Origin of the sequence: Streptosporangium sp. NBC_01639 (assembly GCF_045209755.1) — a bacterium.
In the GTDB taxonomy this organism is placed as follows: domain Bacteria; phylum Actinomycetota; class Actinomycetes; order Streptosporangiales; family Streptosporangiaceae; genus Streptosporangium.
The window spans coordinates 3,886,801-3,909,320 of sequence record NZ_CP109272.1 but is presented as its reverse complement, the minus strand read 5'-3'; the positions used below and the strand labels follow the sequence as shown (position 1 = coordinate 3,909,320).

Annotated in this window: 20 protein-coding genes and 2 tRNA genes; 16 read left to right on the top strand and 6 right to left on the bottom strand. The window is 71.3% G+C overall.

What is annotated here, in order from left to right; all coding sequences use genetic code 11:
- Positions 1-379: 379 nt before the first annotated feature.
- Complete coding sequence (locus OHA77_RS17600) at positions 380-3,487, bottom strand: LamG-like jellyroll fold domain-containing protein (RefSeq protein ID WP_406319119.1); 3,108 nt, start codon at positions 3,485-3,487, stop codon at positions 380-382.
- A 534-nt stretch (positions 3,488-4,021) separates the two neighbouring features.
- Between OHA77_RS17600 and OHA77_RS17595 the strand changes: the two genes are divergently transcribed.
- Positions 4,022-4,873 (top strand): SAM-dependent methyltransferase, encoded by an 852-nt coding sequence (locus OHA77_RS17595; RefSeq protein ID WP_406319118.1) that lies wholly within the window; start codon positions 4,022-4,024, stop codon positions 4,871-4,873.
- Positions 4,874-5,040: 167 nt separating this feature from the next.
- On the opposite strand, the gene OHA77_RS17590 is transcribed toward OHA77_RS17595, so the two are convergent.
- Entirely contained in the window at positions 5,041-5,352 is a 312-nt protein-coding gene (locus OHA77_RS17590; protein ID WP_406319117.1) for a hypothetical protein, read from the bottom strand.
- A gap of 11 nt (positions 5,353-5,363) precedes the next feature.
- Here OHA77_RS17590 and OHA77_RS17585 point away from each other — a divergent pair, with 11 nt between their 5' ends.
- The 8 genes from OHA77_RS17585 to OHA77_RS17550 all read left to right on the top strand — a co-directional run bounded on the left by OHA77_RS17585 (position 5,364) and on the right by OHA77_RS17550 (position 9,871).
- The gene (locus tag OHA77_RS17585; RefSeq protein WP_406319116.1) at positions 5,364-5,567 is read left to right on the top strand and encodes a hypothetical protein; all 204 of its coding nucleotides are present in this window, start codon (positions 5,364-5,366) and stop codon (positions 5,565-5,567) included.
- 162 nt (positions 5,568-5,729) lie between these two features.
- A tRNA-Thr gene (locus OHA77_RS17580) sits at positions 5,730-5,802 on the top strand.
- A 202-nt stretch (positions 5,803-6,004) separates the two neighbouring features.
- Positions 6,005-6,078: transfer RNA gene (locus OHA77_RS17575), tRNA-Met, on the top strand.
- 77 nt (positions 6,079-6,155) lie between these two features.
- Positions 6,156-6,320 carry a 50S ribosomal protein L33 gene (rpmG, locus tag OHA77_RS17570; protein WP_030921771.1) on the top strand — a complete coding sequence of 55 codons (165 nt, stop codon included), beginning with the start codon at positions 6,156-6,158 and terminating at the stop codon, positions 6,318-6,320.
- 263 nt (positions 6,321-6,583) lie between these two features.
- On the top strand, positions 6,584-7,030 hold the full coding sequence (locus OHA77_RS17565) for a MaoC family dehydratase N-terminal domain-containing protein (protein WP_406319115.1): 447 nt from the start codon (positions 6,584-6,586) through the stop codon (positions 7,028-7,030).
- Position 7,031: 1 nt separating this feature from the next.
- Positions 7,032-7,460 (top strand): MaoC family dehydratase, encoded by a 429-nt coding sequence (locus OHA77_RS17560; RefSeq protein ID WP_326819571.1) that lies wholly within the window; start codon positions 7,032-7,034, stop codon positions 7,458-7,460.
- Between the two features lie 109 nt (positions 7,461-7,569).
- A complete protein-coding gene (locus tag OHA77_RS17555; RefSeq protein ID WP_406319114.1) occupies positions 7,570-8,796 on the top strand; it encodes a hypothetical protein in 1,227 nt (408 codons plus the stop codon).
- A 37-nt stretch (positions 8,797-8,833) separates the two neighbouring features.
- Positions 8,834-9,871 carry a UDP-N-acetylmuramate dehydrogenase gene (locus tag OHA77_RS17550; RefSeq protein WP_406319113.1) on the top strand — a complete coding sequence of 346 codons (1,038 nt, stop codon included), beginning with the start codon at positions 8,834-8,836 and terminating at the stop codon, positions 9,869-9,871.
- 152 nt (positions 9,872-10,023) lie between these two features.
- On the opposite strand, the gene OHA77_RS17545 is transcribed toward OHA77_RS17550, so the two are convergent.
- Positions 10,024-10,830, bottom strand: coding sequence for an SDR family NAD(P)-dependent oxidoreductase (locus OHA77_RS17545; protein WP_326819574.1), 807 nt, complete (start codon positions 10,828-10,830; stop codon positions 10,024-10,026).
- A 251-nt stretch (positions 10,831-11,081) separates the two neighbouring features.
- On the opposite strand from OHA77_RS17545, the gene OHA77_RS17540 reads away from it, so the two are divergent.
- Positions 11,082-12,587, top strand: a complete 1,506-nt coding sequence (locus OHA77_RS17540) for an MFS transporter (protein WP_406319112.1) — start codon at positions 11,082-11,084, stop codon at positions 12,585-12,587.
- Positions 12,588-12,855: 268 nt separating this feature from the next.
- The gene (locus tag OHA77_RS17535; RefSeq protein ID WP_406319111.1) at positions 12,856-13,425 is read left to right on the top strand and encodes a TMEM165/GDT1 family protein; all 570 of its coding nucleotides are present in this window, start codon (positions 12,856-12,858) and stop codon (positions 13,423-13,425) included.
- A 100-nt stretch (positions 13,426-13,525) separates the two neighbouring features.
- Here the strand turns inward: OHA77_RS17535 and OHA77_RS17530 are convergent, their stop codons facing one another.
- Complete coding sequence (locus tag OHA77_RS17530) at positions 13,526-13,762, bottom strand: glutaredoxin domain-containing protein (RefSeq protein WP_352031909.1); 237 nt, start codon at positions 13,760-13,762, stop codon at positions 13,526-13,528.
- 127 nt (positions 13,763-13,889) lie between these two features.
- Between OHA77_RS17530 and OHA77_RS17525 the strand changes: the two genes are divergently transcribed.
- From OHA77_RS17525 to OHA77_RS17505, 5 genes are read left to right on the top strand one after another with little or no spacing between them, the layout of a single operon-like run.
- Positions 13,890-15,536: an ABC transporter substrate-binding protein gene (locus OHA77_RS17525; protein ID WP_406319110.1), complete on the top strand. Its 1,647-nt coding sequence runs from the start codon at positions 13,890-13,892 to the stop codon at positions 15,534-15,536.
- A 44-nt stretch (positions 15,537-15,580) separates the two neighbouring features.
- Positions 15,581-17,617 carry a prolyl oligopeptidase family serine peptidase gene (locus tag OHA77_RS17520; RefSeq protein WP_406319109.1) on the top strand — a complete coding sequence of 679 codons (2,037 nt, stop codon included), beginning with the start codon at positions 15,581-15,583 and terminating at the stop codon, positions 17,615-17,617.
- A complete protein-coding gene (locus OHA77_RS17515; protein ID WP_406319108.1) occupies positions 17,617-18,579 on the top strand; it encodes an ABC transporter permease in 963 nt (320 codons plus the stop codon). Before OHA77_RS17520 ends, OHA77_RS17515 begins: the two co-directional genes overlap by 1 nt.
- Complete coding sequence (locus tag OHA77_RS17510; protein ID WP_406319107.1) at positions 18,576-19,409, top strand: ABC transporter permease; 834 nt, start codon at positions 18,576-18,578, stop codon at positions 19,407-19,409. The genes OHA77_RS17515 and OHA77_RS17510 overlap by 4 nt, the downstream gene beginning before the upstream one ends.
- A gap of 1 nt (position 19,410) precedes the next feature.
- The gene (locus OHA77_RS17505) at positions 19,411-21,384 is read left to right on the top strand and encodes an ABC transporter ATP-binding protein (RefSeq protein ID WP_406319105.1); all 1,974 of its coding nucleotides are present in this window, start codon (positions 19,411-19,413) and stop codon (positions 21,382-21,384) included.
- 112 nt (positions 21,385-21,496) lie between these two features.
- On the opposite strand, the gene OHA77_RS17500 is transcribed toward OHA77_RS17505, so the two are convergent.
- Positions 21,497-21,703, bottom strand: a complete 207-nt coding sequence (locus tag OHA77_RS17500) for a DUF397 domain-containing protein (RefSeq protein ID WP_406319104.1) — start codon at positions 21,701-21,703, stop codon at positions 21,497-21,499.
- Positions 21,696-22,493, bottom strand: a complete 798-nt coding sequence (locus OHA77_RS17495; RefSeq protein WP_406319103.1) for a helix-turn-helix domain-containing protein — start codon at positions 22,491-22,493, stop codon at positions 21,696-21,698. The genes OHA77_RS17500 and OHA77_RS17495 overlap by 8 nt, the downstream gene beginning before the upstream one ends.
- Between the last annotated feature and the right edge of the window lie 27 nt (positions 22,494-22,520).

The following is a 22,520-nucleotide window of genomic DNA, read 5'->3' as shown; positions in this document are numbered from 1 at the left end:
GCCGCCAGCCGCCGGGGCCACGGCGATTTCCGTACGGGTTTCAGTAAACGATTCCAGTGGGAATCCGGGGGGGTTGACTCGGGCGGCAGATCCATTGACTTCACCCAATCTGTGGACAGGTCGAACGGGGGGTGACGGGTTGGACGAGTCGAACGGGGGTGACGGGTCGGACAGGTCGGACCGCGGGGTGATCGGTCGGACGAGCCGTACGGGGGTGATCGATCGGACACGTCGAATCGGGGGTGACTGGTCGGACGGGCCGTATGGGGGTGACGGGTCGGACAGGTCGGACCGCGGGGTGATCGGTCGGGCGAGCCGTACGGGGGGCGATGGGTTGGACGAGTCGAGCGGGGGGGGGGGGTGATCGGTCGGACGAGCTCTACTGGGCGGCTAGTTGGGAGATCTGCTCGGCGCTCAGCACACCGTCATAGGTGCGGACGTCGTCCACGGTCCCCGGCCAGTAGCCGGTGAAGACGCCTGCGGACTTGGTGCGGCCCAGCTGCAGCGGGCCGGTGGCGTTCCACGCGCTCACGTGGTCGGTGATGGTGCTGTCCGACAGCTGGCCGTTGACATAGACGCGCAGTTCGCCTTGGAGGGGGTCGTAGACCCCGGCGACATGGGTCCACTCCAACGGCGCGGGGACGGCGTCGGAGCGTGTCCGTACCAGCGCGGCGGTGTCGGTGTCGGCGGCGGCCATGCCGAGGACCCACCGCCCCTGTTCCTTGTCGTAGCCGAGCTGGAATCCGCTGGCCCTGCTCCCGGACTGGGAGACGGCGGACGCGTCGCGGGTGGGCAGGTAGTCGAGCTGGGTCCAGGCGGCGACGGTGAATCCCGCCCTGGTGTTGACGGCCGGGACGGGGACCTGCGCGTGACCGCCTGCGCCGTCGAGGGCGAGCGCCTCGTCCAGCCAGCCCTCGGTCCAGAACGCGTTGCCGCCCAGCGCCGCCGCCGATGCCCGTCCGGAGGAGTCGGCGGCGACGGCACCGGTCCCCTCGTCCAGCTTCCAGTGCCCGACCAGCGTCGCGGCGCTGTTCACCAGGTCGGCGACCTCGTCACCGAACATCGCCCGGCCGTGGACGCGGACGTCGTCGATGTCGCCCGGCCAGAACTCCGCCGCCACTCCGTTCACCTTCGCCCGGCCGATCGCCAGGGGTCCGGTCGCGTCCCACGGCTGGGTGAACGGGACCGTCGACTCCAGGCGCCCGTTGACGTACAGGGCCAACGTCCCCGCGGCCGCGTCGTGGACGCCGGTGAGGTGGGTCCACTCGCCGAGCCGCGGCGCGGCCTCCGACAGCGCGCGGACAGCCGACGCCCCGTCGGCGTCCGTATTGGTACGGCTCAGCGCCCAGCGGTTGTCGGTCTTGGAGTACTGCAGGGAGAAGCCGCCGGCCCGCCCGCCATCCTGGCTGACCGCGGTCGCTGCGGCATTGACGCCGGTCAACCGCACCCAGGCGGCGACCGTGAAGTTGCGCAGGGTGGACACGACAGGCCCGGTGGTCTGCGCGTGGCCGGCGGTGCCGTCGAGCCGCAGGCCCAGGCCGGTCCTGCCGGTGGTCCAGGCGGCCGGGCCGGACAGGGTGGCCTGGTGGGCGCCCGTGCGGTCGGCGGCCACGGTGCCCTGCCCCTCGTCCAGGGTCCAGTGCCCGTCCGGGCCGGTGCCCGCGTTGACGTTGAACACGTAGGTGCGGATCGGGCCCTGGTGCCCCGCGCGGTCCTTGCTGCGCACCGAGAGCACGTTGGGGCCGTCGTGGCGAGGGGTGATCCGGATCGTCGCCGACCCGTCCTGCTGACCGGCGGCGACCTCCGTCTTGGGCGTGGTGTCCAGCCCGTAGACGTAGCCGGCGATGTCGGCGACGCCGTTGGCGGTGAAGGTGAAAGCGCCGGCCCGGCCGACGCCGTCGTTCCAGCTGTTCTCGGTGTACTCCGGCGAGGTCACCCCCGGTTCCCTGCCGGGGGCGGTGGCGTCGACGGTCGCCTCACACCAGGGGCTCCACGCGCTGCTGGCCCTGCCGTCCTCGCCGCGGACCCGCCAGCGGATCACGGAGCCGTCGCCGAAGGCGCCCTGCGGGATGACCGCGTAGAAGGCACTGCCCGTTCCCTGCAGTTCGGTGAGACGCTCGCCCACCTTCGTGCCGGCGGCGTTCCACCACTCGAACCGGCCCTTGACCGAGTTGTCCGCGTCACGCAGCTTGGCCCACAGCTTCGGCGTGGTGCTGCCGATGATCGGCCGCCCCTCACCGGTGACGCAGCCGCCTCCGGGGTCCGCCCAGGCGTCGGCGGCGACGGGCGCGGCAGGCAGCGAGTTGTACTCGATCACCAGGCTGGGGTTGTTCTTGAACTTCTTCCAGCCGTAGTTGTCCGTCTCGCTCGTGGCTCTGATTCCGATGGTTATGTTGGGCCAGCTCTTCGCCGCGGCGTCCACGACCTGGCTGGTGACGTCGAACTCGACACCGCCGGGCAGGCAGGCCGATCCCCAGCCCTTCGCGACGTTCACGGTGTCGAGGAGCTTGACCCACGTGGGCTGCTTGTTCCAGGTGGTGCTCTTGCTGATCGTATTGGTCGACCAGGCTTCGACCTTCCGCGCGCTGCACGAGTAGGACCATGTCTCGTACGTCCGCAGCGTCGCCTTGATGATCTGCTTTCCGTGGATGGTCGAGCCGGTGTTCATCTGGAAGAACGACCTGTTGGTCTGCCCGGGGACGTGTCCCGCCCTGGCGACGTCGTTGGCGTTCAGGAAGTTGGAGCTGGGATTGTTGCTCCAGACGGACGTCCACGCGCCGCGAGCCGCCGAGAAGAAGGGGTCGAGGTAGACGGGGAACGTGGTCTTCGGATCCTCGATCATGCCCCGGTCCGGCCTGAGCACCATTTTCCGGCCGGTGAGTTCGAGGCCCATCACCTCGTGGCGGGCCTCCGCGGGCGAGCCTTCCCCCGCGGCCAGCGTGCGCGCGGTCGAGGCCCCCGAGGAGTCCCACATCATCGGCGGCGAGGCCGTGAAGATCGTTCCCCCGCTCCCGTCGACCGCTTCGAGGTTGCCGCCCTTGGTGGATTTCATCGACAGCCCGCTGGTCGAGAGCGGGAAGGTCAGCTCGGCCAGTGCCTTGTTCTCGGCCGCCGCCCGCGTCTTGACCACGAGGAGGTGGGAGAAACCGTCGACGTCCGCCTTCACCTGGAGGTCCACTCCGGGCAGCACCTCAGGGTAGGTCGCGGTGTCACCGTTCAGCGCGGGCTTCGGCAACGCGCCCGACCACCCCAGCTCCAGTGTCTTGCCGCCGCGTGCCATCCGGGCGAGCGGCGCGTTCCCACCGCCCGAGAAGGTCAGGCCGACCGCTGTCGCAACCGGGGCGATCGCGCCGTCGGGCCGGAGCCGGAGCGTCGGGTCCACGGACACCCATCGGCCGGCCTGACGTACGCGTACCGGGCGGGCGTTCTGCTCCAGCACGAAGGTGCCGTCCGGCTGGGCGAAGACCTGGCGCGTCTCCGTGCGCATCGCGTCCACTTCGACCGGCTGCCTCGTCCGGCGGGCGAGAGCGAGAGCGGACTCCTCCGCGGGTTCCGCGCTCCGTTGCCGCGTGACGGTGTCCGTGCTCTGCTGCCGGGCTCCGGCAACGGCTTCCGAATGATCAAGGGGCGCTGTCGCGATCGCGCCTGTCAACATCACCGCGACCAACCCACGAGCTACGCGCATCGGCCCTCGCCATTGTCGAGCTGGGACACCGCGCGGACCAGCGCCCGACCGACATCTCCATGATCTTCGTTTGACGAATCGGATTGTCACCCGGGTAAAGCTGTCCGTCCAGATTGTGTGGCAATTTCCTTCAGAATTTCCTTCTGTCTGGAGAAAACTGTCAACGGCGGGCCGGGCGGCTTCCCGTCGCGGGCACGGGCACCGGTCGCACCCGCCCACGCGACATCGACCCGACGGCGCCCACGGGGCACCGTTCCTGAAGCCCTCACCCCCAGTCAAGGCAGGTGGAAAGGGTGGCATTCATCATGAAGTGTCGCGATCATGGGAGTGTTGGCCTTGGGAACGGTACAGACGGCGAGGACGCTGATGGCGATGGAGCAGGCACCCCCGGGAGTGGACCCGCATATTCCGAACGCGGCGCGGATGTACGACTACTTCCTTGACGGTAAGGACAACTTCCGGGCCGACCGGGAGCTCGCCGAGCTGGTGCTGAGCGTCCTGCCCGAGACACGGGACGGCGCCAGGGAGAACCGCAAGCTGATCGGCCGGGTGGTGGAGTATCTCATCGGCCAGGGCATCAGGCAGTTCGTCGATCTCGGCTCGGGGCTGCCCGCGCAGCAGAACGTCCACGAGGTCGCCTTCCGGCTGGCGCCGGACGCCCGCGTGGTCTATGTGGACAACGACGCGGTGGTCTGTACCCACGGCCGCGCCCTGCTGGCCGGGGGCGACAACGTGGCCATGGTGCAGGGGGACGTGAGAAAGCCCGGGAGCATCCTCGACAACCCGGAGGTCCGGGGGCTCATCGACTTCGAGCAGCCCGTCGCGGTCCTCATGATGTTCCTGCTGCATCTCATCTCCGACGAGGACGACCCCCAGGGATTCGTCACCGCCTACCGCGACGCGATGGCCCCCGGAAGCCACCTGGTCATCTCCCATGTCGGCAGCGACGCCGCACCCGAGCGCACAGCCCGGATCAGCGAGTTCTACCAGCAGGCCAACGCGCCGTTCTGCCCCCGCACAGGTGAGGAGATCGCCCGCTTCTTCGGCGACTTCGAGCTCATCCCCCCGGGCCTCGCCAACGGGCGGAAGGAGGAGAACGTGTGGCCGTTCACCGATCCCGCGTCGGAGATGTTCGTCGACGAGGAGATGGCCCGCATGGGGTACGTGGGGGTCGCGCGCAAGCCCTGACGGTTCCGTCGCGCACCGGTCGCGTCTTCCCGGCGGCCGCACTCCCGTAGTGACCAAAACGAAGGGCGGCCGCGGGGCTTCGGCGGGAGCGGCCGACCGCGGAGCCGTCGGCCGCCTTCAGCCCCGGACGCGTCCACGATCGGATGCCGGTGGCGGCAAGGGCGGCCTCATCGGCTGATCGCCGCCCACAGGGTGGCGAACTCCTCCTCGGTCAGGGAGTTCAGGCCGAAGTCGTCCGGATAGATCGGGCCCTCGGCCAGGAAGCCGTGCTCGTCCTGGAGGTGCCGCCACGAATACCGGCGGGCGAGGCCGTCCGATCCCAGCTCGGCGTGCCGGACGGGCCAGTATTCCCCGCCGTCGTCGATGACGGTCTCGAACAGCCAGATGCGGCCGTCGTCGTCCAGTCCGTGCCAGTAGAGATGTGGCCGGTCGCTCTCGTCGAGCGCCTGGATCGCGGCCCTGAGCCGGTCCTGCAGCATTGTGCCCCTTGATGCCGGTCGATCGGTACGGCGTGCCGCCCGACACGATACGGCGGTTCGGGCACGGCCTGCGTGGTGGTTCCTCCTATGAGCGTGCCGGGTGTGTCACCGGTGAACCCGGGCGGGCCCGGCGAGGACCCGCCGTACAGGACGCCCGGCACGCCGTAGGGGACGCCCGGCACGCCGTACGGGATGCCCGGCACGCCCGTACATGACGCCTGCCGCGGGGCGGGCCCGGACCGTCGGTATGGGCCGGTTTTCCGGGGCGTCAGCGGCGGAGGTGTGGTGATCCGGGTGGTCCTCGTTTGATTTCGCATCGCGCCGCTGAGGCGTGTATGGTTACACCTGTCCGCAGCACGAAAGCGCAGAGCGGGCAGGCCCCTTTAGCTCAGTCGGCAGAGCGTCTCCATGGTAAGGAGAAGGTCTACGGTTCGATTCCGTAAAGGGGCTCTACAGCCTAAAGGCCCTGACCATTCGGTTGGGGCTTTCGGCTTGGGTAGGCCCTGACGGCCGCCCAGAAATGCTCAAGGTTCCCGCCGAGCGAATGGGCATACTGGGGAAACTCAGAAGCGACAGCCCTGACCTGCACAAGTACGTAGGCACTCAGCGCGTCGGGTATCCTTGCGGGGGTCGGTCTGTTCAGTCGGCCCAAGGCGGAGTAGCTCAGTCAGGCAGAGCAAACGGCTCATAATCGTTGTGTCGCCGGTTCAAGTCCGGCCTCCGCTACTACCCTCCCGGGTTCCTCGTCATAGGGGGAGCCGGCGTGGGTTGTCCCAGTCCCGAACGTAGAAAGGCACTCCCAAGTGGCTGCCACCGACGTTAGGCCGAAGATCACGCTGGCCTGCCAGGAGTGCAAGCACCGCAACTACATCACGCGGAAGAACCGGCGCAACGACCCGGATCGGCTTGAGCTGAAGAAGTACTGCCCCAACTGCAAGACGCACCAGGCGCACCGCGAGACCCGCTAAGTCTCTGCGAAGCCTTCCGGTTCTCTCCGGAAGATGGGTACTTCAGCAGCACTCACATACTCAACGCAGACCGGCGTCCCCGTTCGGGGCGCCGGTCTGTCGTATCTGTACAGCTTTCGCGCCCAGGTGTTGACCATGCCCGACAGTCGCCGCCGGGCGCGGGCGGGCTACGGTTTCCTGGTGGCCGATCCCGGGGACGTACGCCCCGGAATCTTGTTCTGCCCAGGTCGGCCGCACCAGCTCGATATCCGTAAGGGAGCACGATGGCTCTGAACCGCGATTTCGTCGGGCGGGCGTCCGCGCCTTCCGCGCCCTACGAGGTCAGCCGCGTGAAGATCACAGAATTCGCGACGGCGATCGGCGACGACAACCCGATCTACCGGGACCGGGAGGCCGCCCAGGCCGCCGGTCATCCGGATGTGATCGCACCGCCGACCTTCCCCATCGTGTTCAGCCTGGCCGGCGGGTCGATCCTGGCCGACCCCGAACTCGGCCTGAACTACGCCATGGTGGTCCACGGTGAGCAGCGCTTCGAATACCACCGGCCCGTCCACGCCGGTGACGAGCTGGTCAGCGTCTCCACGGTGACCGACATCCGCAGTGTCGGCCGCAACGAGCTCATCACCGTCAAGAGCGACGTCACCACCGTCGACGGCGAGCCCGTCTGCACGACCTACAACACCATCGTCGAGCGTGGAGGGGCGGCCTGAGATGGCAGCGACTGTGAAATACGACGAGGTCGAGGTCGGCCAGCAGCTCCCGTCCGCCGACTACCAGGTCCGCCGCGCCAACCTGGTGATGTACGCCGGCGCCTCCGGAGACTTCAACCCCATCCACTGGAACGAGCGATTCGCCAAGTCCGTCGGCCTTCCCGACGTCATCGCGCACGGCATGTTCACCATGGCCCAGGGCGGCCGGTACGTCACCGACTGGGCGGGCGACCCGGGCGCGGTCGTCGACTACGGCGTGCGGTTCTCCTCCATGGTGGTCGTCCCCGACGACGAGCAGGGCGCCGTCATCACGGTGAGCGGCGTCATCGAGGAGAAGCTGGAGGACAAGCGGGTGGTGGTCGCGCTGAACGCCAGGTCCGACGACTCCCGGGTCCTGTCCAGGGCCCGTGCGACGGTCCAGCTCTCCTAGGACCCGTTCGCGGATCCGCACCGTCGTGAGGATCCGCAGGCCGGCGGTGAGTCCGCAGCTCATGGGCCGGGTGCTGATTCTTCCCCCGGTCCGTGGGTAGCGTCCGAAGATGAACGAAGTACCACCTCACGTGACCGGGCTCGCCGAGCGGCGGGCCGAGGCACGCAGCAACCGTGACTACGCCGGGGCCGACGCGCTCCGTGGCGAGATCGAGGCCGAGGGCTGGGTCGTCCGCGACACCGGGGACGGTTTCGAGCTCACCCCGAGGCCGTCTTTCGACGTGTGGCCCACGGTGGGCTCCGTTCCCGTGCCGGGGGAGCGTGACCGGCCGGGTGGCCGGGCCGGTTCCGCGGGCACCGAGTCCGCCGGCCGTGACACCGCCGCCATGGACGCCGGACGGGTCGCCGAGGCGGCCGACCCCGCCGCCCGGCCCGAGCGGCTCGGCGACCTGGACGCCGGGCGGGTCGCCGAGGCCGAGGCGGCGCCCAAGCAGAAGCCCGAGGGCGCGGAGCTCGTGGGCCGTTCGGACGAGAACGAGGGCGATCCCGCACGGATGGTCTTCTCCCAGCTGCTCTGGGACGCGAGCCTGTCCGTTTCGCGGCTCGACGAGACGATCACTCCAGCCGAGCACAAGGACTCGCCGGCGCCGCCGACCGTGACGGTCGGGCTCGTGGTCGACGGCTGGCCCGACGACCTGCGCGACTGCGTCCGCGCCCTGGTGGCCCGGACCGAGGCCACGATCATCTGCCTGGATCTGGGGGACGTCGACGGCGCCGGCGCCGTCCTGGAGCAGTTGGTCGAGGAGTTCCCCCACCGGGTGAAGGCCTGGCACGTGGCCGAGACCCCGCACTGGCGGGGAGGCTCGGCGGGGTGGGGCGAGAGCCGTACGAAACTGCTGGAGCTCGACACCTCCGACGTGCACGTCGTGATGGAGACCTCCACGATCCTGGACGGCGACGCGATCACCCCGCTGGTCAGGGAGCTGGCCGACGACGACGTGGCCGCGGCGGGCTGGCAGGGGGTGAACCCCGGGGCGGACGGCCGCGACTGGCATGACGCGGAGCCCGGCGAGGTCCGCGGGCTGCTCGGCCACCTGTTCGCGGTCAGGCGAGACGCCGCGCTCGCGGCGGGCGCGTTTCCCGAGGAGGCCCGTTACTACCGCAACGCCGATCTGGAGTTCTCTCTCCGGCTCCCCGGAACCCTCGTCGCCCTGGGCAAGGACCTGCCGGTCCACCAGGAACGGCACCGCGGCTATCACGACGTCGATCCCGGTTACCGCGACAAGGAGTCCCGCAGGACCTATGACCGGGTGCTGAAGCTGCTCCGCGACACGTAGTCTGGTTCGGGATTTCGGCCAGGTGGTGGGGAAGCGCATGACTGAGCGGGTTGCAGGGGTACGGCTGGCGCCGTACACGACGTTGGGGCTGGGCGGGCCGGCCAGGGCGTTCGTCACGGCGACGTCGGCGGAGGAGATCGTCGAGTTGGTGGGCGCGGCGGACCGGGCCGGCGAGCCGGTGCTCGTGCTCGGCGGAGGCAGCAACCTGGTGGTGGCGGACGAGGGCTTCGACGGGCTGGTCGTGCGCGTCGCCTCGCGGGGGATCGAGTTCGCCGGGGACCGGGTCACCGTGCAGGCGGGGGAGGACTGGGACGGCCTGGTCGCCCGCATGGTCGCGGAGGGGCGCTCGGGGATCGAGTGCCTGTCCGGGATCCCGGGCCTGGTCGGGTCCACGCCGATCCAGAATGTCGGCGCCTACGGGCAGGAAGTCTCACAGACGATCACCGGGGTGCGGGTCTACGACCGCAAGACCGGCGCGGTGAGCGACCTGCCGACGCGGGAGTGCGGGTTCGCCTACCGGCACAGCGCGTTCAAGGAGGAGGCCGGGCGGCACGTCGTCCTGGCGGTCACCTATGGGCTGGCCAAGGACGGGATGTCCGGTCCGGTCGCCTACCAGGAACTGGCCGCCAGGCTGGGCGTCGCGCTCGGTGAGCGGGTGCCGCCGGCAGAAGCCCGCGCGGCGGTGCTGGAGCTGCGCCGCGGCAAGGGGATGGTGCTCGATCCCGACGACCCCGACTCCAGGAGCGCGGGCTCCTTCTTCACCAACCCGCTCCTCACCGCCGGCGAGGCGGCCGAGTTGGAGCTGCGCACCCCTGGTTTCCCCCGCTGGGACATGCCGGACGGCTCCGTCAAGGTTCCGGCGGCCTGGCTGATCGAGAACGCCGGGTTCCCCAAGGGCTACCGGCGTGGTCCGGCCCGCATCTCCACCAAACACACCCTTGCGATGACAAATCCCGAAATGTCGGCGACAACCGCCGATCTTCTGGACCTGGCCCGTGAGGTCCGCGACGGCGTGCGGGAGAAGTTCGGTGTCACCCTCGTCAACGAGCCCGTGATGGTCGGCACCCACCTCTGAACCGGGAATCCCCCAAAGACATCGGGGGGCCGGCGTCACCAGGCCCGCGGCGCGCTGCCGAGCCGCTGTGCGGGTCTGGCGCGGGAGACGGGGAAGCGCCCGAGGTGAGGGGCGCCGGCCGGGATCGCCCTTCACACCGGGAGCACCCGGACTCAGATCTCCTTGAGGAACCCGGCGTCGACCGCGAAGTCCGCGCCGGTCGTACTCGCCGAGCGCGGCGAGGCGAGCAGGGCGATCACGTCGGCGACCTCCTGCGGCTCGACGAGGCGCCCGGTCGACAGCTTCATCATCTCCGGTGCGACGTTGTTTATCACGCTGTCGCGGTCGGTGCCCGCCTGGGCGGCGATGATGTCGGCCGCGCCGCCCTCCTCGGTCCACCACGCCGTCCGCACGGGCCCGAGGGAGAGGGTGTTCACCCTGATGCCCTGCGGCGCGAACTCCTCCGACAGCGCCTTGGTCAGGTTGTTCAGGCCCGCCTTGGCGGCGTTGTAGTCGACGTTCATCGGGGCGGGCAGCTTGGCGCCACCCGAGGAGACGTTGACGATCGAACCGCCGCCCCGCGTCAGCATCGCCGGGATGGCGGCCCGGACGGCCCGCACCACCGAGAACAGGTTGAACTCGAACATCATCCGCCAGTCCGCGTCGTCCGGGGTAAGGAACCCGAACCTGGGCAGCGACACGCCGGGCGGCGGGCCGCCGGCGTTGTTGACCAGGATGTCGAGCCCGCCGAACTCCTCCACGGCCCGCGCCACGACCTGGCCGGGTGCTTCGGGGTCCATCAGGTCGACCGGTACGTGGAGCAGGTTGTCGCCGCCGAGCGCCTCCAGCGCCGGAGTGCTCTTACGCGAGGCGGCCACGACGCGGACTCCCTCGTCGAGCAGGGTGCGGGTGACGGCCAGGCCGATGCCCTTGGAGGCGCCGGTGACGACCGCGACACGACCGGAAAGCTGCAGATCCATGAATGTCCTTCAGGTGGTTGTCTCGACCCCGCCCGATCGGCGGGAGTTCTTGATGGGAACAAACGTATGACCAGCGTGCGGCCCGGACCCGGCGGAATTCGGACTGACAGTTCCAGCTGAATTCGGACCTGCAATCCGGCATGACCGCTTCGGTACATCGGCGGCCGAAATGCGCCAGCGTCGTGAGTTGCCGATGGCCAGGGTGGGGCGTCGCCGGTACGGGCCGGCGATCACACGCTGGAGATCCTCACATGTCGACCACCACGCCGTATGCCTCCCCGCCGTGCCCTCCCGGCTCGCGCGGGACACCGGACAGGGACAAGGGCCACCGGTGGGCTCTGCCGGTGGTCCTGGTCGCGGTCTTCATGACCACACTCGATTTCTTCATCGTCACCGTGGCGATCCCCTCCATCCGGGGGGACCTGCGGGCCGGTACGGCCGCGATGCAGTTCGTGATCGCCGGATACGGTCTGGCCTACGCGGCCGGGCTGATCCTGGCCGGACGACTGGGCGACCGGGAAGGACCCCGGCGCGTCTTCAGCGCCGGTCTGGCGCTGTTCACCCTGGCCTCGGCGGTCTGCGGAACGGCGCCCACCACGGGTGTGCTGGTGACCGCCCGGATCGGCCAGGGCCTGGCCGCGGCGCTGCTGGCGCCGCAGGTGCTGGCGTTGGTGGCGGCGCTCTATCCTGGTGCCGGCCGGGCCCGCGCGTTCGGCTGGTACGGCACCACGGTCGGCCTGGCCGGGGTGAGCGGCCAGTTGATCGGCGGTCTGCTGGTCGCCGCCGACCCGGCTGGGCTGGGCTGGCGCACCTGTTTCCTGGTCAACCTGCCGCTCGGGCTGGCCGCGCTGGCGCTGGTCCCCCGCCTGCTGCCCGAGGTGAGCGGCTCCGGCCCCGACGGGAAGCACCCGGGTCGGCCGGGGCTGGACGGGGCCGGGGCGCTGCTGCTGGCCGCTGGGCTGCTCGCGCTGGCCGGACCGCTGAGCGTGGGGCGTGAGCAGGGCTGGCCGGCCTGGACGTGGCCCGCTCTGGCGGCCGCCGTACCGTTGCTGGCCGGGTTCGTCCGGCGGCAGCGCCGGCGGACCGCGGCGGGCCGGACCCCCTTGCTGGACCTGAAGATCTTCCGGGAGCCGGGATTCGCACTGGGGCTGGCCGCGGTGCTGGCGCTGTTCGCCGGCTCGGCCGGGCTGTCGTTCGTGCTGACGCTCTACCTGCAGGACGGCCGGGGGCTGGCGCCGGCCGCCGCCGGCGGGCTGGTCACCGCGCTCAACGCCGGATTCCTGGTGGGCTCGGCGGTCATCGGGCGGCTGACCGGCCGGTTGGGTCGGCGGCTGCCGATCGTCGGCGGCCTGGTACTGACCGCTGGACTGGCCCTGCTGCACTACGCCGCCGCCGGTCCGGTCGAGTGGCTGGCAGCCGGCCTGGCGGTGGCCGGGACGGGTATGGGGTGGGTGATGTCGCCGCTGATCGCGTCGGTACTGGCCGAGGTCCGTGGCCGCCACGCCGGCCTGGCGGCCGGGGTGCTCGGCACCGTCCAGGAGATGGCGGGCGTGCTCGGCGTCACGGCCGTCGGCACGGTCTTCTTCACAACCCTCGACGGCGGGGGCGCCGCGACCAGAGGGGTCCAGCCGGGCCTGATGGACTGGACAGACGCTCTGCGGAGCAGCCTCGCCCTGCTGATCGTCTTCGCCCTCGCCATCCCGGTCCTGGTCAGATCGCACTCCCGGGCGCACGCCAGGCGTCACAGCCGGGGTTGAAGCGCCGAGGAGTCGAGAAAGGTCCCGTTCCGGGGAATCAGCGGGCGCCTGTGGCTGTTAAGGTCAGGTGGAAACACCCGAAGGGGAGTAGTCCCAATCGCGTGATCGACATACTGGCGCTCTCTGGGCGCCCGGTTACGCGGGCCTGGTATCCAGGCGGACGAGACCTTCGGTTCGGCAGTCGTACATCGATGCTGCCGGACCGAAGCCGTGCCCGACTCCCCGGGTGCTCCCCTTCCGGTCCGGCCGCGCGCGGAAGGACCCCCCGTTGGAAGCATTCTGGATCAGTCTCGCCGTCATCTTCGTCGCCGAGCTCGGTGACAAGAGCCAGCTCATGGCGATGACCTTCGCCACCCGATTCAAACCGTGGCCGGTCCTGGCCGGAATCACCCTGGCCACCGCCGTCGTCCACCTGGTCAGCGTCGGCCTGGGCAACCTCGTCGGTGACCTGATCCCCACCACGGCCATCACCATCATCGCGGGCATCGCGTTCCTCGGCTTCGCCCTGTGGACGCTGCGCGGTGACGAACTGACCGACGAGGAGTCGCAGAAGGCCCAGCGCACCACCCGGTCGGCCATCATCGCCGTGACCGTCGCCTTCTTCCTCGCCGAACTCGGCGACAAGACCATGCTCGCCACCATCACCCTCGCCACCCAGCACGGCTGGTTCGGCACCTGGCTCGGCTCGACCGTCGGCATGGTCGCCGCCGACGCGCTGGCCATCATGGTCGGCCGGATGCTCGGCAAGCACCTCCCCGAGAAGGTCATCCGGTACGGCGCCGCCGCCGCGTTCGCCGTCTTCGGCGTCATCCTGCTGCTCGAACCGCTGCTGGCCTGACCGGGCACGGCGATCCGCCCCGGAACCGGCCTGTAAACCGTCCGGCCTGGCCGTCCCACCGGGCCGCCGTTCGGCCTGGCCGTACCGCTGGCCCGGCTGCTCAGGCCAGGCGGGCTTCGATCTCCTGGACGCTGGGGTTGACCAGGGCCGATCCGTCGGGCAGGACCACGGTCGGGATCAGCCAGGAGCCGTTGTTGAGTTCGGTGATGAGCTCGATCGCGCCCGGCGTCCGGTCGACGTCCACCTCGGTGAAAGGGATGTCCGCGCGGGTGAGCCCCTCCTTCAGCCGGTGGCAGTGGCCGCACCAGGGGGCGCTGTAGACGGTGAGGGAGGCCATGAATTCCCCATTCAACAGGTGGGTTTGACCGGGATGCTACCTAGCGAATACTCTCATGTGCCAAGTGGATAGTAATGGTAGACGCAGCAGCTAGGTGAGCTGGCTGTCGCATGAAAGTGGGTCCCCCGTGGCCGATCTCCCCGATGCCGCCCTCACCCGACGCTCTCTTCTGAGATCCATCGCCATCGTGGGAGGCCTGGCCGTGGTCCCGGCCTTCGTCACGGCCTGCGGCTCGGACGGCCCGGCAGCCACGTCCGGGGACGCCGGCGGAGCGGCGAAGTCCCTCGACGTCCTGAAGGTCGCGCTGCCCGCCTCCATCAGCTCGCTGGACGCGAGCAAGGAGGCGGGCATCATGAACTACGTCGTCGCCCTCCTCTGCCAGGAGGCGCTCGTCGGAGTCGGCCAGGACGGCAGCCTCCAGCCGGCCCTGGCCGAGTCGTGGAGCCGTAAGGACCCGAAGACCTACGTCTACAAGATCCGCAGTGGCGTGACCTTCGCCGACGGGACGCCGCTGACCGCCGACGACATCGTGGCCAGCCTCGACCTGCACGCCAAGAAGGGCTCCACCTCGGCCTTCGCCTACGCCTACGCCAACGTCGACAAGATCGAGGCCGGCGGTCCCGCCGAGGTGACCATCACGCTGAAGCAGCCCGACGCGTCCTTCGCCTGGACCCCGTCACCGGGGACCCTTCTCGTGACGAGCCGCAAGTTCATCGAGGCCACCGGCCAGGACATCGGCACCCCCACCGGGAAGATCCTCGGGACCGGGCCGTACCGGGTGACCGAGTTCGCGCCCGACTCGCACGTGACGCTGGAGCGCAACGACGCCTGGTGGGGCGGCAAGGCGCCGTACCGCCAGATCAGGCTCGACTTCATCCCCGAGGAGTCCACCCGGCTGCTCGCCATGCGGGGCGGCTCGGTCGACGTCGCGCTGAACGTGCCCGCCGAGCAGATCGACCAGTGGAAGGCGATCTCCGGCGTCGAGCTGAAGACGGCCAGTGACCGTTCCCTGGTCACACTCGCCTTCAACACCGCCAAGAAGCCGTGGGACGACATCCACGTCCGCAAGGCGGTCGCCCACGCGGTCGACCGGGACGGCATCGTGCGCAGCGTCCTGCGCGGCCACGGCCAGGTCGCCACCACCGTCACCGACCCCGCCCAGTGGGGCGGCGTGCTCGGCGAAGCCGAGGTCAAGAGCCTGTACGAGAGCATCCCGCAGTACGGCTTCGACCTCGCCGAGGCCCGGGCCGAGTTGGCCCAGTCGTCGGTTCCCGGCGGCTTCAGCGACGTGCTGACCTACCCCGGCAGCGGACCGCAGCTCGGCAGGGCCGCGCTCACCCTCGCGCAGAACCTCAAGACCATCGGGATCACCCTGGAGGTCAAGGAGGTCCCGCTGGAGCAGTGGATCGCCGAGCTCGGCAAGCACGCCTCCGGCGTCTACCTCGGCTGGTACTTCGCGACGACGGGCGATCCGTCGGAGTACATCCAGCAGCTTCTCAACGGCGCCTTCGTCGGCGAGAACGGTTCCAACATCGCCGAGTACGCCGACGAGGAGGTGACCGGGCTGCTCGACCAGGCCAAGAAGGGCACCGATGAGGCGGCCCGGGGCAAGCTCCTCGGGGAGGCACTGGTCAAGGCCGCCGCCGACGTCCCCTACCAGCCGCTGTGGTGGGGAGAGGCGGCGACCGCGTTCGGTCCCGGCGTCGGCGCCGCGGACTTCGGGCCCTACTTCTTCGTCGGCCCCTGGGCCGCCGAGCTCTCCACCCGCTCGTGACCGGTCCGGAGGCGCCGGAAGGTCCGGCGGCACCGGAGACGCCCATGACGCAGCCGGACGTGCGCCGGACGTCGTCGGAGGCGCCGCCGGGAGCGCCGCCGGACGCGCGTCGGCCGTCCCCGGGAGCGCCGCAGGCGTCGCCGGAGGCGCGGACCGCGCTGCTGGAGGCGCACGACGCGCTGACCGGGCTGCGGGTGCCCGAGAGCGTGGCGCTGGACCCGGCAGGCGGTCGCGTCGCCTGCGTCCTGCCGCTCGCGGGCGCGGGACCGGTCGCGCACGTGCTCGACCTCGCGCGGGCGGGCGCGCCCGTCCCGGTGCCCGAGGCGCCGGAGCGGTGGCACGCGCTGACACGCTGGCTGCCGGACGGGCGGTTGCTGCTCGCCTCCGGTGAGGGGCCCGATCTCGGCCACGTCGAGGTCCGCGCCGGCGACGATCTCACCCCCGTCTGGCGGGTCCGGGCGGACGGCGAGATCGAGGACCTGGTCGCGGGCGACGACGGGACCGTGCTCGTACGGACCGCCGACCCCGGTAGCGAGCGCGACGGCAGCCATCTCGGACTCCGGGTCCACGACGGGTCCGACCCCTTGGTCCGCACCCCGGGCGGGCGGTTGCGGCGGCTGGCCTGGGCCGAGGTCGGCGACGCCCGCCTGCGGCCGATCCCGGTCGAAGGGCTGACCGTCTGGGACGCCGACTGGCGGGACGGAGTCGCGCTCGCCGTGACCTCGGCCGACGAGACACCGGCGGGGTACTACCGGCCCAGGCTCGACCTGATCGACCGCGAGACCGGCGCCACCCGGACCCTCCTGAGCACCACCTGGCAGCTCAGCCGCCCCCGGCTGGCCCCCGGCGGGCGCGCCGCCGTGGTGGTCGAGGGGCTGTCCATCGTGTCCGGGCGGATCATCCACGTCGACCTGGCCACCGGCGAGGCGACGGCGCTGGCCGCCGTCGACGACGTCACCGACCTCGGCTGGCTGGACGCGGACACCCTGTGGTTCACCGGCTGGTCGGGCACCGGGACGCACGGCGGCACGCTGACCGCCGACGGCCGTACGCTGACCCGCTGGACGGCCTGGGGCACCCTGGGCGGGCGGGACGGGCAGCCGTCGCTCTCGGTGGACCGCACCGGCACGCTCGCCGCCGCAGTCTGGGAGACGGCCGGACGGCCCCCGGAGATCGCGGTCGCGGACGTCGCCGGGGGCGAGTGGCGTCAGATCACCGGTCTCAACGACGACCTGGTGTGGCTCGCCGTACACCAGGAGGAGGTGACCTGGACCGGCCCCGGCGGGCTCGCCGTCCACGGGCTCCTGCTGACCCGGCGCGAGCCCGCACCGCCGTCGCCGGCGGGCCCGTACGGCCCGGAGGCGCGGCAGGGGCCGTCGCCGCTCGTCGTCATCGCGCACGGCGGGCCGACCTGGCTGTGGTCCAGCGCCTTCGCCCCGGCCGAGTCCGGGCAGCTCGCGCTGCCGCTCGTGCACGCGGGCGCCGCCGTGCTGCTGCCCAATCCCCGGGGCAGCAGCGGGCGCGGCCAGGACTACGCACGCCGCGTCATCGGGCACGTCGGCGAGGAGGACCTGGACGACGTCCTGGCGGGTGCGGACCACCTCGTCGCGGCCGGCGTGGCCGATCCCGGCCGCATGGCCGTTCTGGGGCTGAGCTACGGCGGCTATCTCAGCGCGTGGGCGGTGACCCGCACCGGCCGGTTCCGGGCGGCGGTGGTGATGTCCGGGGTCGCCAACTGGCTCAGCTTCGCCAACGCCAGCAACCTCGCCCACGGCTACGACCCGCTCTACCACGGCGGTGCCGGCATCACCACGTCCGAGGGCAGGGACTTCCTGGCGGCCCGCTCGCCGGTCTGCCACGCCGCGAAGGTCACCACCCCGACGCTGATCCTGCACGGCGCCGAGGACCGCACGACCCCGGCCGGCCAGGCCGAGGAGCTCTATCGTGCCTGGTCAGCGGCTGGAGTCCGGACCCAGCTGGTCGTCTACCCTCGGGAGGGCCACGAGCTGACCGAGCCGGAGCACCGCCGGGACGCGGCGGAGCGCGTGCTCGGCTGGCTGGCGGGGAACGGGGTGCTGTGATGACGGGGCGGAGCTGGGGCGTGTTCCTGCTGCGCAGGCTCGCGGGCACCGCCGTGGTCGTCGCGCTGCTGTCGATCGGCGTGTTCGGCCTGCTCTACCTCGCCCCGGGGTCGGTCCAGCAGACCCTCCTGGGCACCCGTCCCGCCACCCCGGAGACCATCGCCGCCATCCAGGCCCGCTACCACCTGAACGACCCGCTGCCCGTGCAGTACCTGAGCTGGCTCGGCGGCGTCCTGCGGGGCGACCTCGGCACCTCCATCAGGACCGGGATGCCGGTCGCCGACATGCTCGGGCAGCGGCTCCCGCTCACCCTGGCGCTCACCGGGTACGGCACGCTGCTGGCCGTGCTCGCGGGCATCCCGCTGGGCGTGGCCGGGGCCCTGCGACGGGGCCGGGCCGCCGACCGGCTCGTCGTCACCGCCGGGGTGGTGGGGCTGAGCGCCCCGCCGTTCGCCGTCGGGCTGCTGCTGCTGGTGGTGTTCGCCGCCGGGCTGGGCTGGTTCCCCGTCTACGGCGTCGGCGAGGGCTTCGCCGATCAGGTCCTGCACCTCACGCTGCCCGCCGGCGCGCTGGCCGTCGGCGCGGTGGGCATGCTCGTCCGGTTCAGCCGGGCCGCGCTCATCCGCGAGCTGGACCAGGACTACGTGGTCTTCGCGCGGGCGCGCGGCCTCGACGCCCCCGCCGTCCTCGGCTACGCGCTGCGCAACTCGCTGGTGCCGATCCTCACCGCCGCCGGGCTCATCGTGACCGGCATGCTGGCCGGGACCGTGCTGGTCGAGGTGACCTTCGCGCTGCCGGGCCTCGGCTCCCTGCTCGTCGACTCGGTCACCTTCAAGGACGTGCCGGTCGTCCAGGCGCTGGCACTGCTGCTCACCCTGCTCATCGCCGCCGTCAACCTCCTGGTCGACGTCGGCTACTCGGCCGCGGACCCGCGTGTCCGGATCGGTGGGAGGCCGTCGTGACGCGTCCATCGAGAGTCGTGACGCGTCCGCCGGTGAGCGTGGTCACCGCGCTCGCCATCCTCCTGGCGGTCGCGGTCGCCGCCGCGTTCGCCCCCTGGCTGGTGCCGGACGCGACCGGCCAGGATCTGATGCTGGGCATCTCCGGCCCGGGACCCGGCCACCCGCTGGGCACCGACGACCTCGGCCGCGACGTGCTGGAACTGCTGGTCGCCGGAGCCCGTACGGCCGTGCCGGGGGCGTTGTGCGTCGCCGCCGGGTCGATGCTCATCGGCAACCTCGTGGGCCTGCCCGCCGGCTACCTCGGCGGCTGGGTGGACGCGCTGGCCATGCGCTGGGCGGACCTGATGTTCTCCCTGCCCGCCCTCCTCGTGGCGATCGTCGTCGCCGGGGTCCTGGGCGGCGGGTACGGCCTGGCGATCGCCGTGCTGGTGGTGCTGTTCGCGCCCACCGACACGCGGGTGGTGCGCGGGGCCGTGCTGGAGCAGCGGCACCGGCCCTACGTGGAGGCGGCGCAGCTGAAGAACCTCTCCGCCTGGCGGATCATGACGAGGCACGTGTGGCCGAACATCGCCCCCGTGGCGCTGGCCAACGCGTTCCTCAACTTCGCCTACGCGCTGGTGTCGCTGGCCTCACTGTCCTTCCTCGGCCTCGGCGTCCCCGCCGGCTCGCCCGACTGGGGACGCACCCTGTCGGACAACCGCACCCAGCTCCTCGCCAACCCCTGGGCCGTGATCGCTCCCGGCCTCGCCGTCATCGCCACCGCCGCCGCGCTCAACATCGTGGGCGACTGGCTGTATGAACGCGTCGACCGGCGCGGAAGGACACGCTGACATGGGAGAGCGCGAGGCCCGCTCCAGCGGGCGAGCCGGGGCGGATGCGTCCGGGGCTCAGGGCATCGGATCGACCGGGGCGGGCGTGCCCGAGGCGGGCAGCGGGCGGGCCGGGGCGGGGATCGCCGTCGAGGGGCTGACCGTGCGCCAGCCCGCGACCGGGCGGACCCTGCTGTCGGGGGTGGGCTTCGAGGTCGCGCCGGGGGAGTCCGTCGCGATCGTGGGGGAGTCCGGTTCGGGCAAGTCGCTCACGGTCCGGGCCGTGCTGGGCCTGCTGCCGCGAGGGCTGGAGGCCACCGGAACGGTCCGTATCGCGGGTGAGCGGGTGGACGACGACCCCCGCGCCCGGGCGCGGCAGCGCGGCGGCGTGGTCTCCTTCCTCATGCAGGACCCGTTCACCCTGCTCAACCCGTTGCGCAAGGTCGGGCGGCAGATCGCCGACGGGCTGCCCCGGGGGGCCGACGCCAAGGCCGAGGTGCCCCGGCTGCTGGCGGAGGTCGGGCTGCCCGCCGATGTGGCCGGGCGCTACCCCTTCCAGCTCTCCGGCGGCATGCGGCAGCGCGTCGGGCTGGCCGCCGCGCTGGCCGGCGGGCCGAGCGTGCTGGTGGCGGACGAGCCGACGACCGCGCTCGACGCCACCACCCAGCGCGAGGTGCTCGCCCTCGTCCGGCGTGTCCAGCGCGAGCGGCACATGGCGTTCGTGCTCATCACCCACGACCTGCGCCTGGCGTTCTCCACCTGCGACCGGGTCATGGTGATGTACGCGGGACGGCTCATGGAGGCGGGCGGGGCGGCGGCCGTACGGCGGGAGCAGCTTCACCCCTACACCCGGGCCCTGCTGGCCGCCGAGCCGCCCGCGGACCGGCGGCTCGCCGTCATCCCCGCCGTCGCCGGTTCCGTGCCCGCCCACGACGCGGTGGCCGACCGGTGCGCCTTCGCCGACCGGTGCGCCCTCGCCGTGGCCGAGTGTCGCGACGGCGTCCCGGAGCTGCGCGCCGTACGGCACGAGCCCGGCGCGCCCGCTGATGTGTCCGCCGTGCGGGGTGAGTCCGGCCCGTCCGCCGGTGTGCCTGCCGTACGGCATGAGCCCGGCGCGCTCGCCGTGCGGGACGTGCGGCTGTCGGCGTGCCTGCGGGCCATGGAGCTTCCCGCGCCTCCCGCGCCCGAACCGGGTGTCGCGCCCGCGCTCCCCGTCACCGCCGACCCGGTGCTGCGGGTGCGGGACCTGCGCAGGACGTTCGCCGGGGCGCGGCGACCGGCGCTGGCCGGGGTGAGCCTGACCGTCGCCCCGGGCGAGGTCGTCGGCGTGGTCGGCGAGTCGGGCTCGGGCAAGACCACGCTGGCCCGGTGCGTCGCCGGGCTGGAGCGGCCGGACGCGGGCACGATCCTGCTCGGCGGCGCCGACTGCTCCGACTACGGCCGGATGAGTCATGGCGCCGTACGCCAGGCCCGCCGCACGGCGCAAATGATCTTCCAGGACCCCTATTCGACGCTCAACCCCGCCCGGACCGTCGGCGCGGCCCTGGGCGAGGCGCTGTGGGCCGACGGCCGTCCCGCCGCACCGGACGACGTCGCCCGGCTGCTGGAGTCGGTCGGCCTGGGCCGGGACATGGCCGGGATGCGCCCGGCCGGCCTGTCCGGGGGCGAGCGGCAGCGGGTGGCGATAGCCCGCGCGGTGGCGGGCGAGCCCCGCCTGCTGATCTGCGACGAGCCGGTGTCGGCGCTCGACGTCTCGGTGCAGGCGCAGATCCTCGGCCTCCTGGCCGAGCTGCGGGAACGGCTGTCCATGGCGATGCTGTTCATCACCCACGATCTGGCCGTGGTGCGGCAGATCGCCGACCGGATCTACGTGCTGGAGGCCGGTGAGTGCGTGGAGACCGGCCCGGCGGAGCAGGTCCTCGACGCGCCCACCCACCCCTACACCCGGGCACTGCTGGCGAGCGTCCCCGACGGCTCCAGCGGCTGGCTGGCCTGACCGGCAGGGCCCTTTTCTTTCTCCCGGCCGGACGCCGGATGGCCGCTTTGGCGATCAGGTGGAGAAAACGGCCCGACTGTGGAAGCGGCCGGCTCGGCTGGCCGAATCCCCGTCACCCCAGGTCGTCGAACTCCCCGCGCTTGACTGCGCCGGTGAAGGCGCGCCAGCCGTCAGGAGTGAAGACCAGCGCCGGGCCGTGCGGGTCCTTGCTGTCGCGGACGGCCACGACGCCGGACAGATTGTCGGCCACCTCGACGCAGTTGTTGCCGCTGCCACTCAAGCTGCTCTTGCGCCAGTTGGCTTTTGAGAGATCAGTCATGGGTGAGCCGTTCTTTGATGTCGGCGATCAGCTTCATGGAGTCCTCCGGGGACAGAGCTGCATCACAGATGCTCGTAAATGCCATTTTATAGCGATCTACGTGATCTGAACTCTCGACATATACATCACCGGCGGTACCTTCCACGTAGGCGATGTCGGGATCGACCTCTTCCGAGAAAGACAGGACGGTAAACGCTCCCTCCAGCCCCGCGTGCTCTCCAGCGCTGTAAGGAAGCACGCGGATCGTCACGTTGGGGCGCCGGGCTGCAACCAGCAGAGCTTCCAGCTGGTCGCGCATCAGCTGGTGGCCGCCGATCGGGCGCCGAACGACACCTTCGTCCATCACGGCGCAGAGCTGCGGCGCGTCAGGGCGGCTGAGTAACGTGCGTCGGGCCATACGGGCCATGACCCGCCGCTGAATATCATCGGCGTCGTACGGTTCCGGCCTTCCGGCGCTGATCACCGTGCGGGCGTAGTCCTCGGTCTGCAGCAAGCCGGGAACGAGTTGCACCTCCCATTGGTGGATCAGGGCCGCTTCATCTTCCAGGCCGATGTAGGAGCCGGTGAACACGTCGGCGTAGGCGGTCCACCATCCCCGCTGACGTACTTCTTTAGCCAGTTGGATCAGTCCGGCGCGAACCGATGAGTCGGCGCCGTACAGGTCGCAGGCATTGGCGATGTCGGTGGCACTGGCACGGGTGCGACCCGTTTCGATCCGGCTCACCTTGCTGCGACTCCATCCGAGTCGAGCGGCCGCGTCCTCGGGGTTCAGCCCGCTTGCCTCCCGCATCCTGCGTAGCTCCCGAGCGAGACGCCG

Coding starts and splice junctions, on each gene's coding strand:
- OHA77_RS17600 (WP_406319119.1), bottom strand. CDS start 3,487: ATGCGCACGGAGACGCGCCAGGTCTTCGCCCAGCCGGACGGCACCTTC.
- OHA77_RS17590 (WP_406319117.1), bottom strand. CDS start 5,352: ATGCTGCAGGACCGGCTCAGGGCCGCGATCCAGGCGCTCGACGAGAGC.
- OHA77_RS17585 (WP_406319116.1), top strand. CDS start 5,364: ATGCCGGTCGATCGGTACGGCGTGCCGCCCGACACGATACGGCGGTTC.
- OHA77_RS17565 (WP_406319115.1), top strand. CDS start 6,584: ATGGCTCTGAACCGCGATTTCGTCGGGCGGGCGTCCGCGCCTTCCGCG.
- OHA77_RS17560 (WP_326819571.1), top strand. CDS start 7,032: ATGGCAGCGACTGTGAAATACGACGAGGTCGAGGTCGGCCAGCAGCTC.
- OHA77_RS17555 (WP_406319114.1), top strand. CDS start 7,570: ATGAACGAAGTACCACCTCACGTGACCGGGCTCGCCGAGCGGCGGGCC.
- OHA77_RS17550 (WP_406319113.1), top strand. CDS start 8,834: ATGACTGAGCGGGTTGCAGGGGTACGGCTGGCGCCGTACACGACGTTG.
- OHA77_RS17545 (WP_326819574.1), bottom strand. CDS start 10,830: ATGGATCTGCAGCTTTCCGGTCGTGTCGCGGTCGTCACCGGCGCCTCC.
- OHA77_RS17540 (WP_406319112.1), top strand. CDS start 11,082: ATGTCGACCACCACGCCGTATGCCTCCCCGCCGTGCCCTCCCGGCTCG.
- OHA77_RS17530 (WP_352031909.1), bottom strand. CDS start 13,762: ATGGCCTCCCTCACCGTCTACAGCGCCCCCTGGTGCGGCCACTGCCAC.
- OHA77_RS17520 (WP_406319109.1), top strand. CDS start 15,581: ATGACGCAGCCGGACGTGCGCCGGACGTCGTCGGAGGCGCCGCCGGGA.
- OHA77_RS17515 (WP_406319108.1), top strand. CDS start 17,617: ATGACGGGGCGGAGCTGGGGCGTGTTCCTGCTGCGCAGGCTCGCGGGC.
- OHA77_RS17505 (WP_406319105.1), top strand. CDS start 19,411: ATGGGAGAGCGCGAGGCCCGCTCCAGCGGGCGAGCCGGGGCGGATGCG.
- OHA77_RS17500 (WP_406319104.1), bottom strand. CDS start 21,703: ATGACTGATCTCTCAAAAGCCAACTGGCGCAAGAGCAGCTTGAGTGGC.
- OHA77_RS17495 (WP_406319103.1), bottom strand. CDS start 22,493: ATGCGGGAGGCAAGCGGGCTGAACCCCGAGGACGCGGCCGCTCGACTC.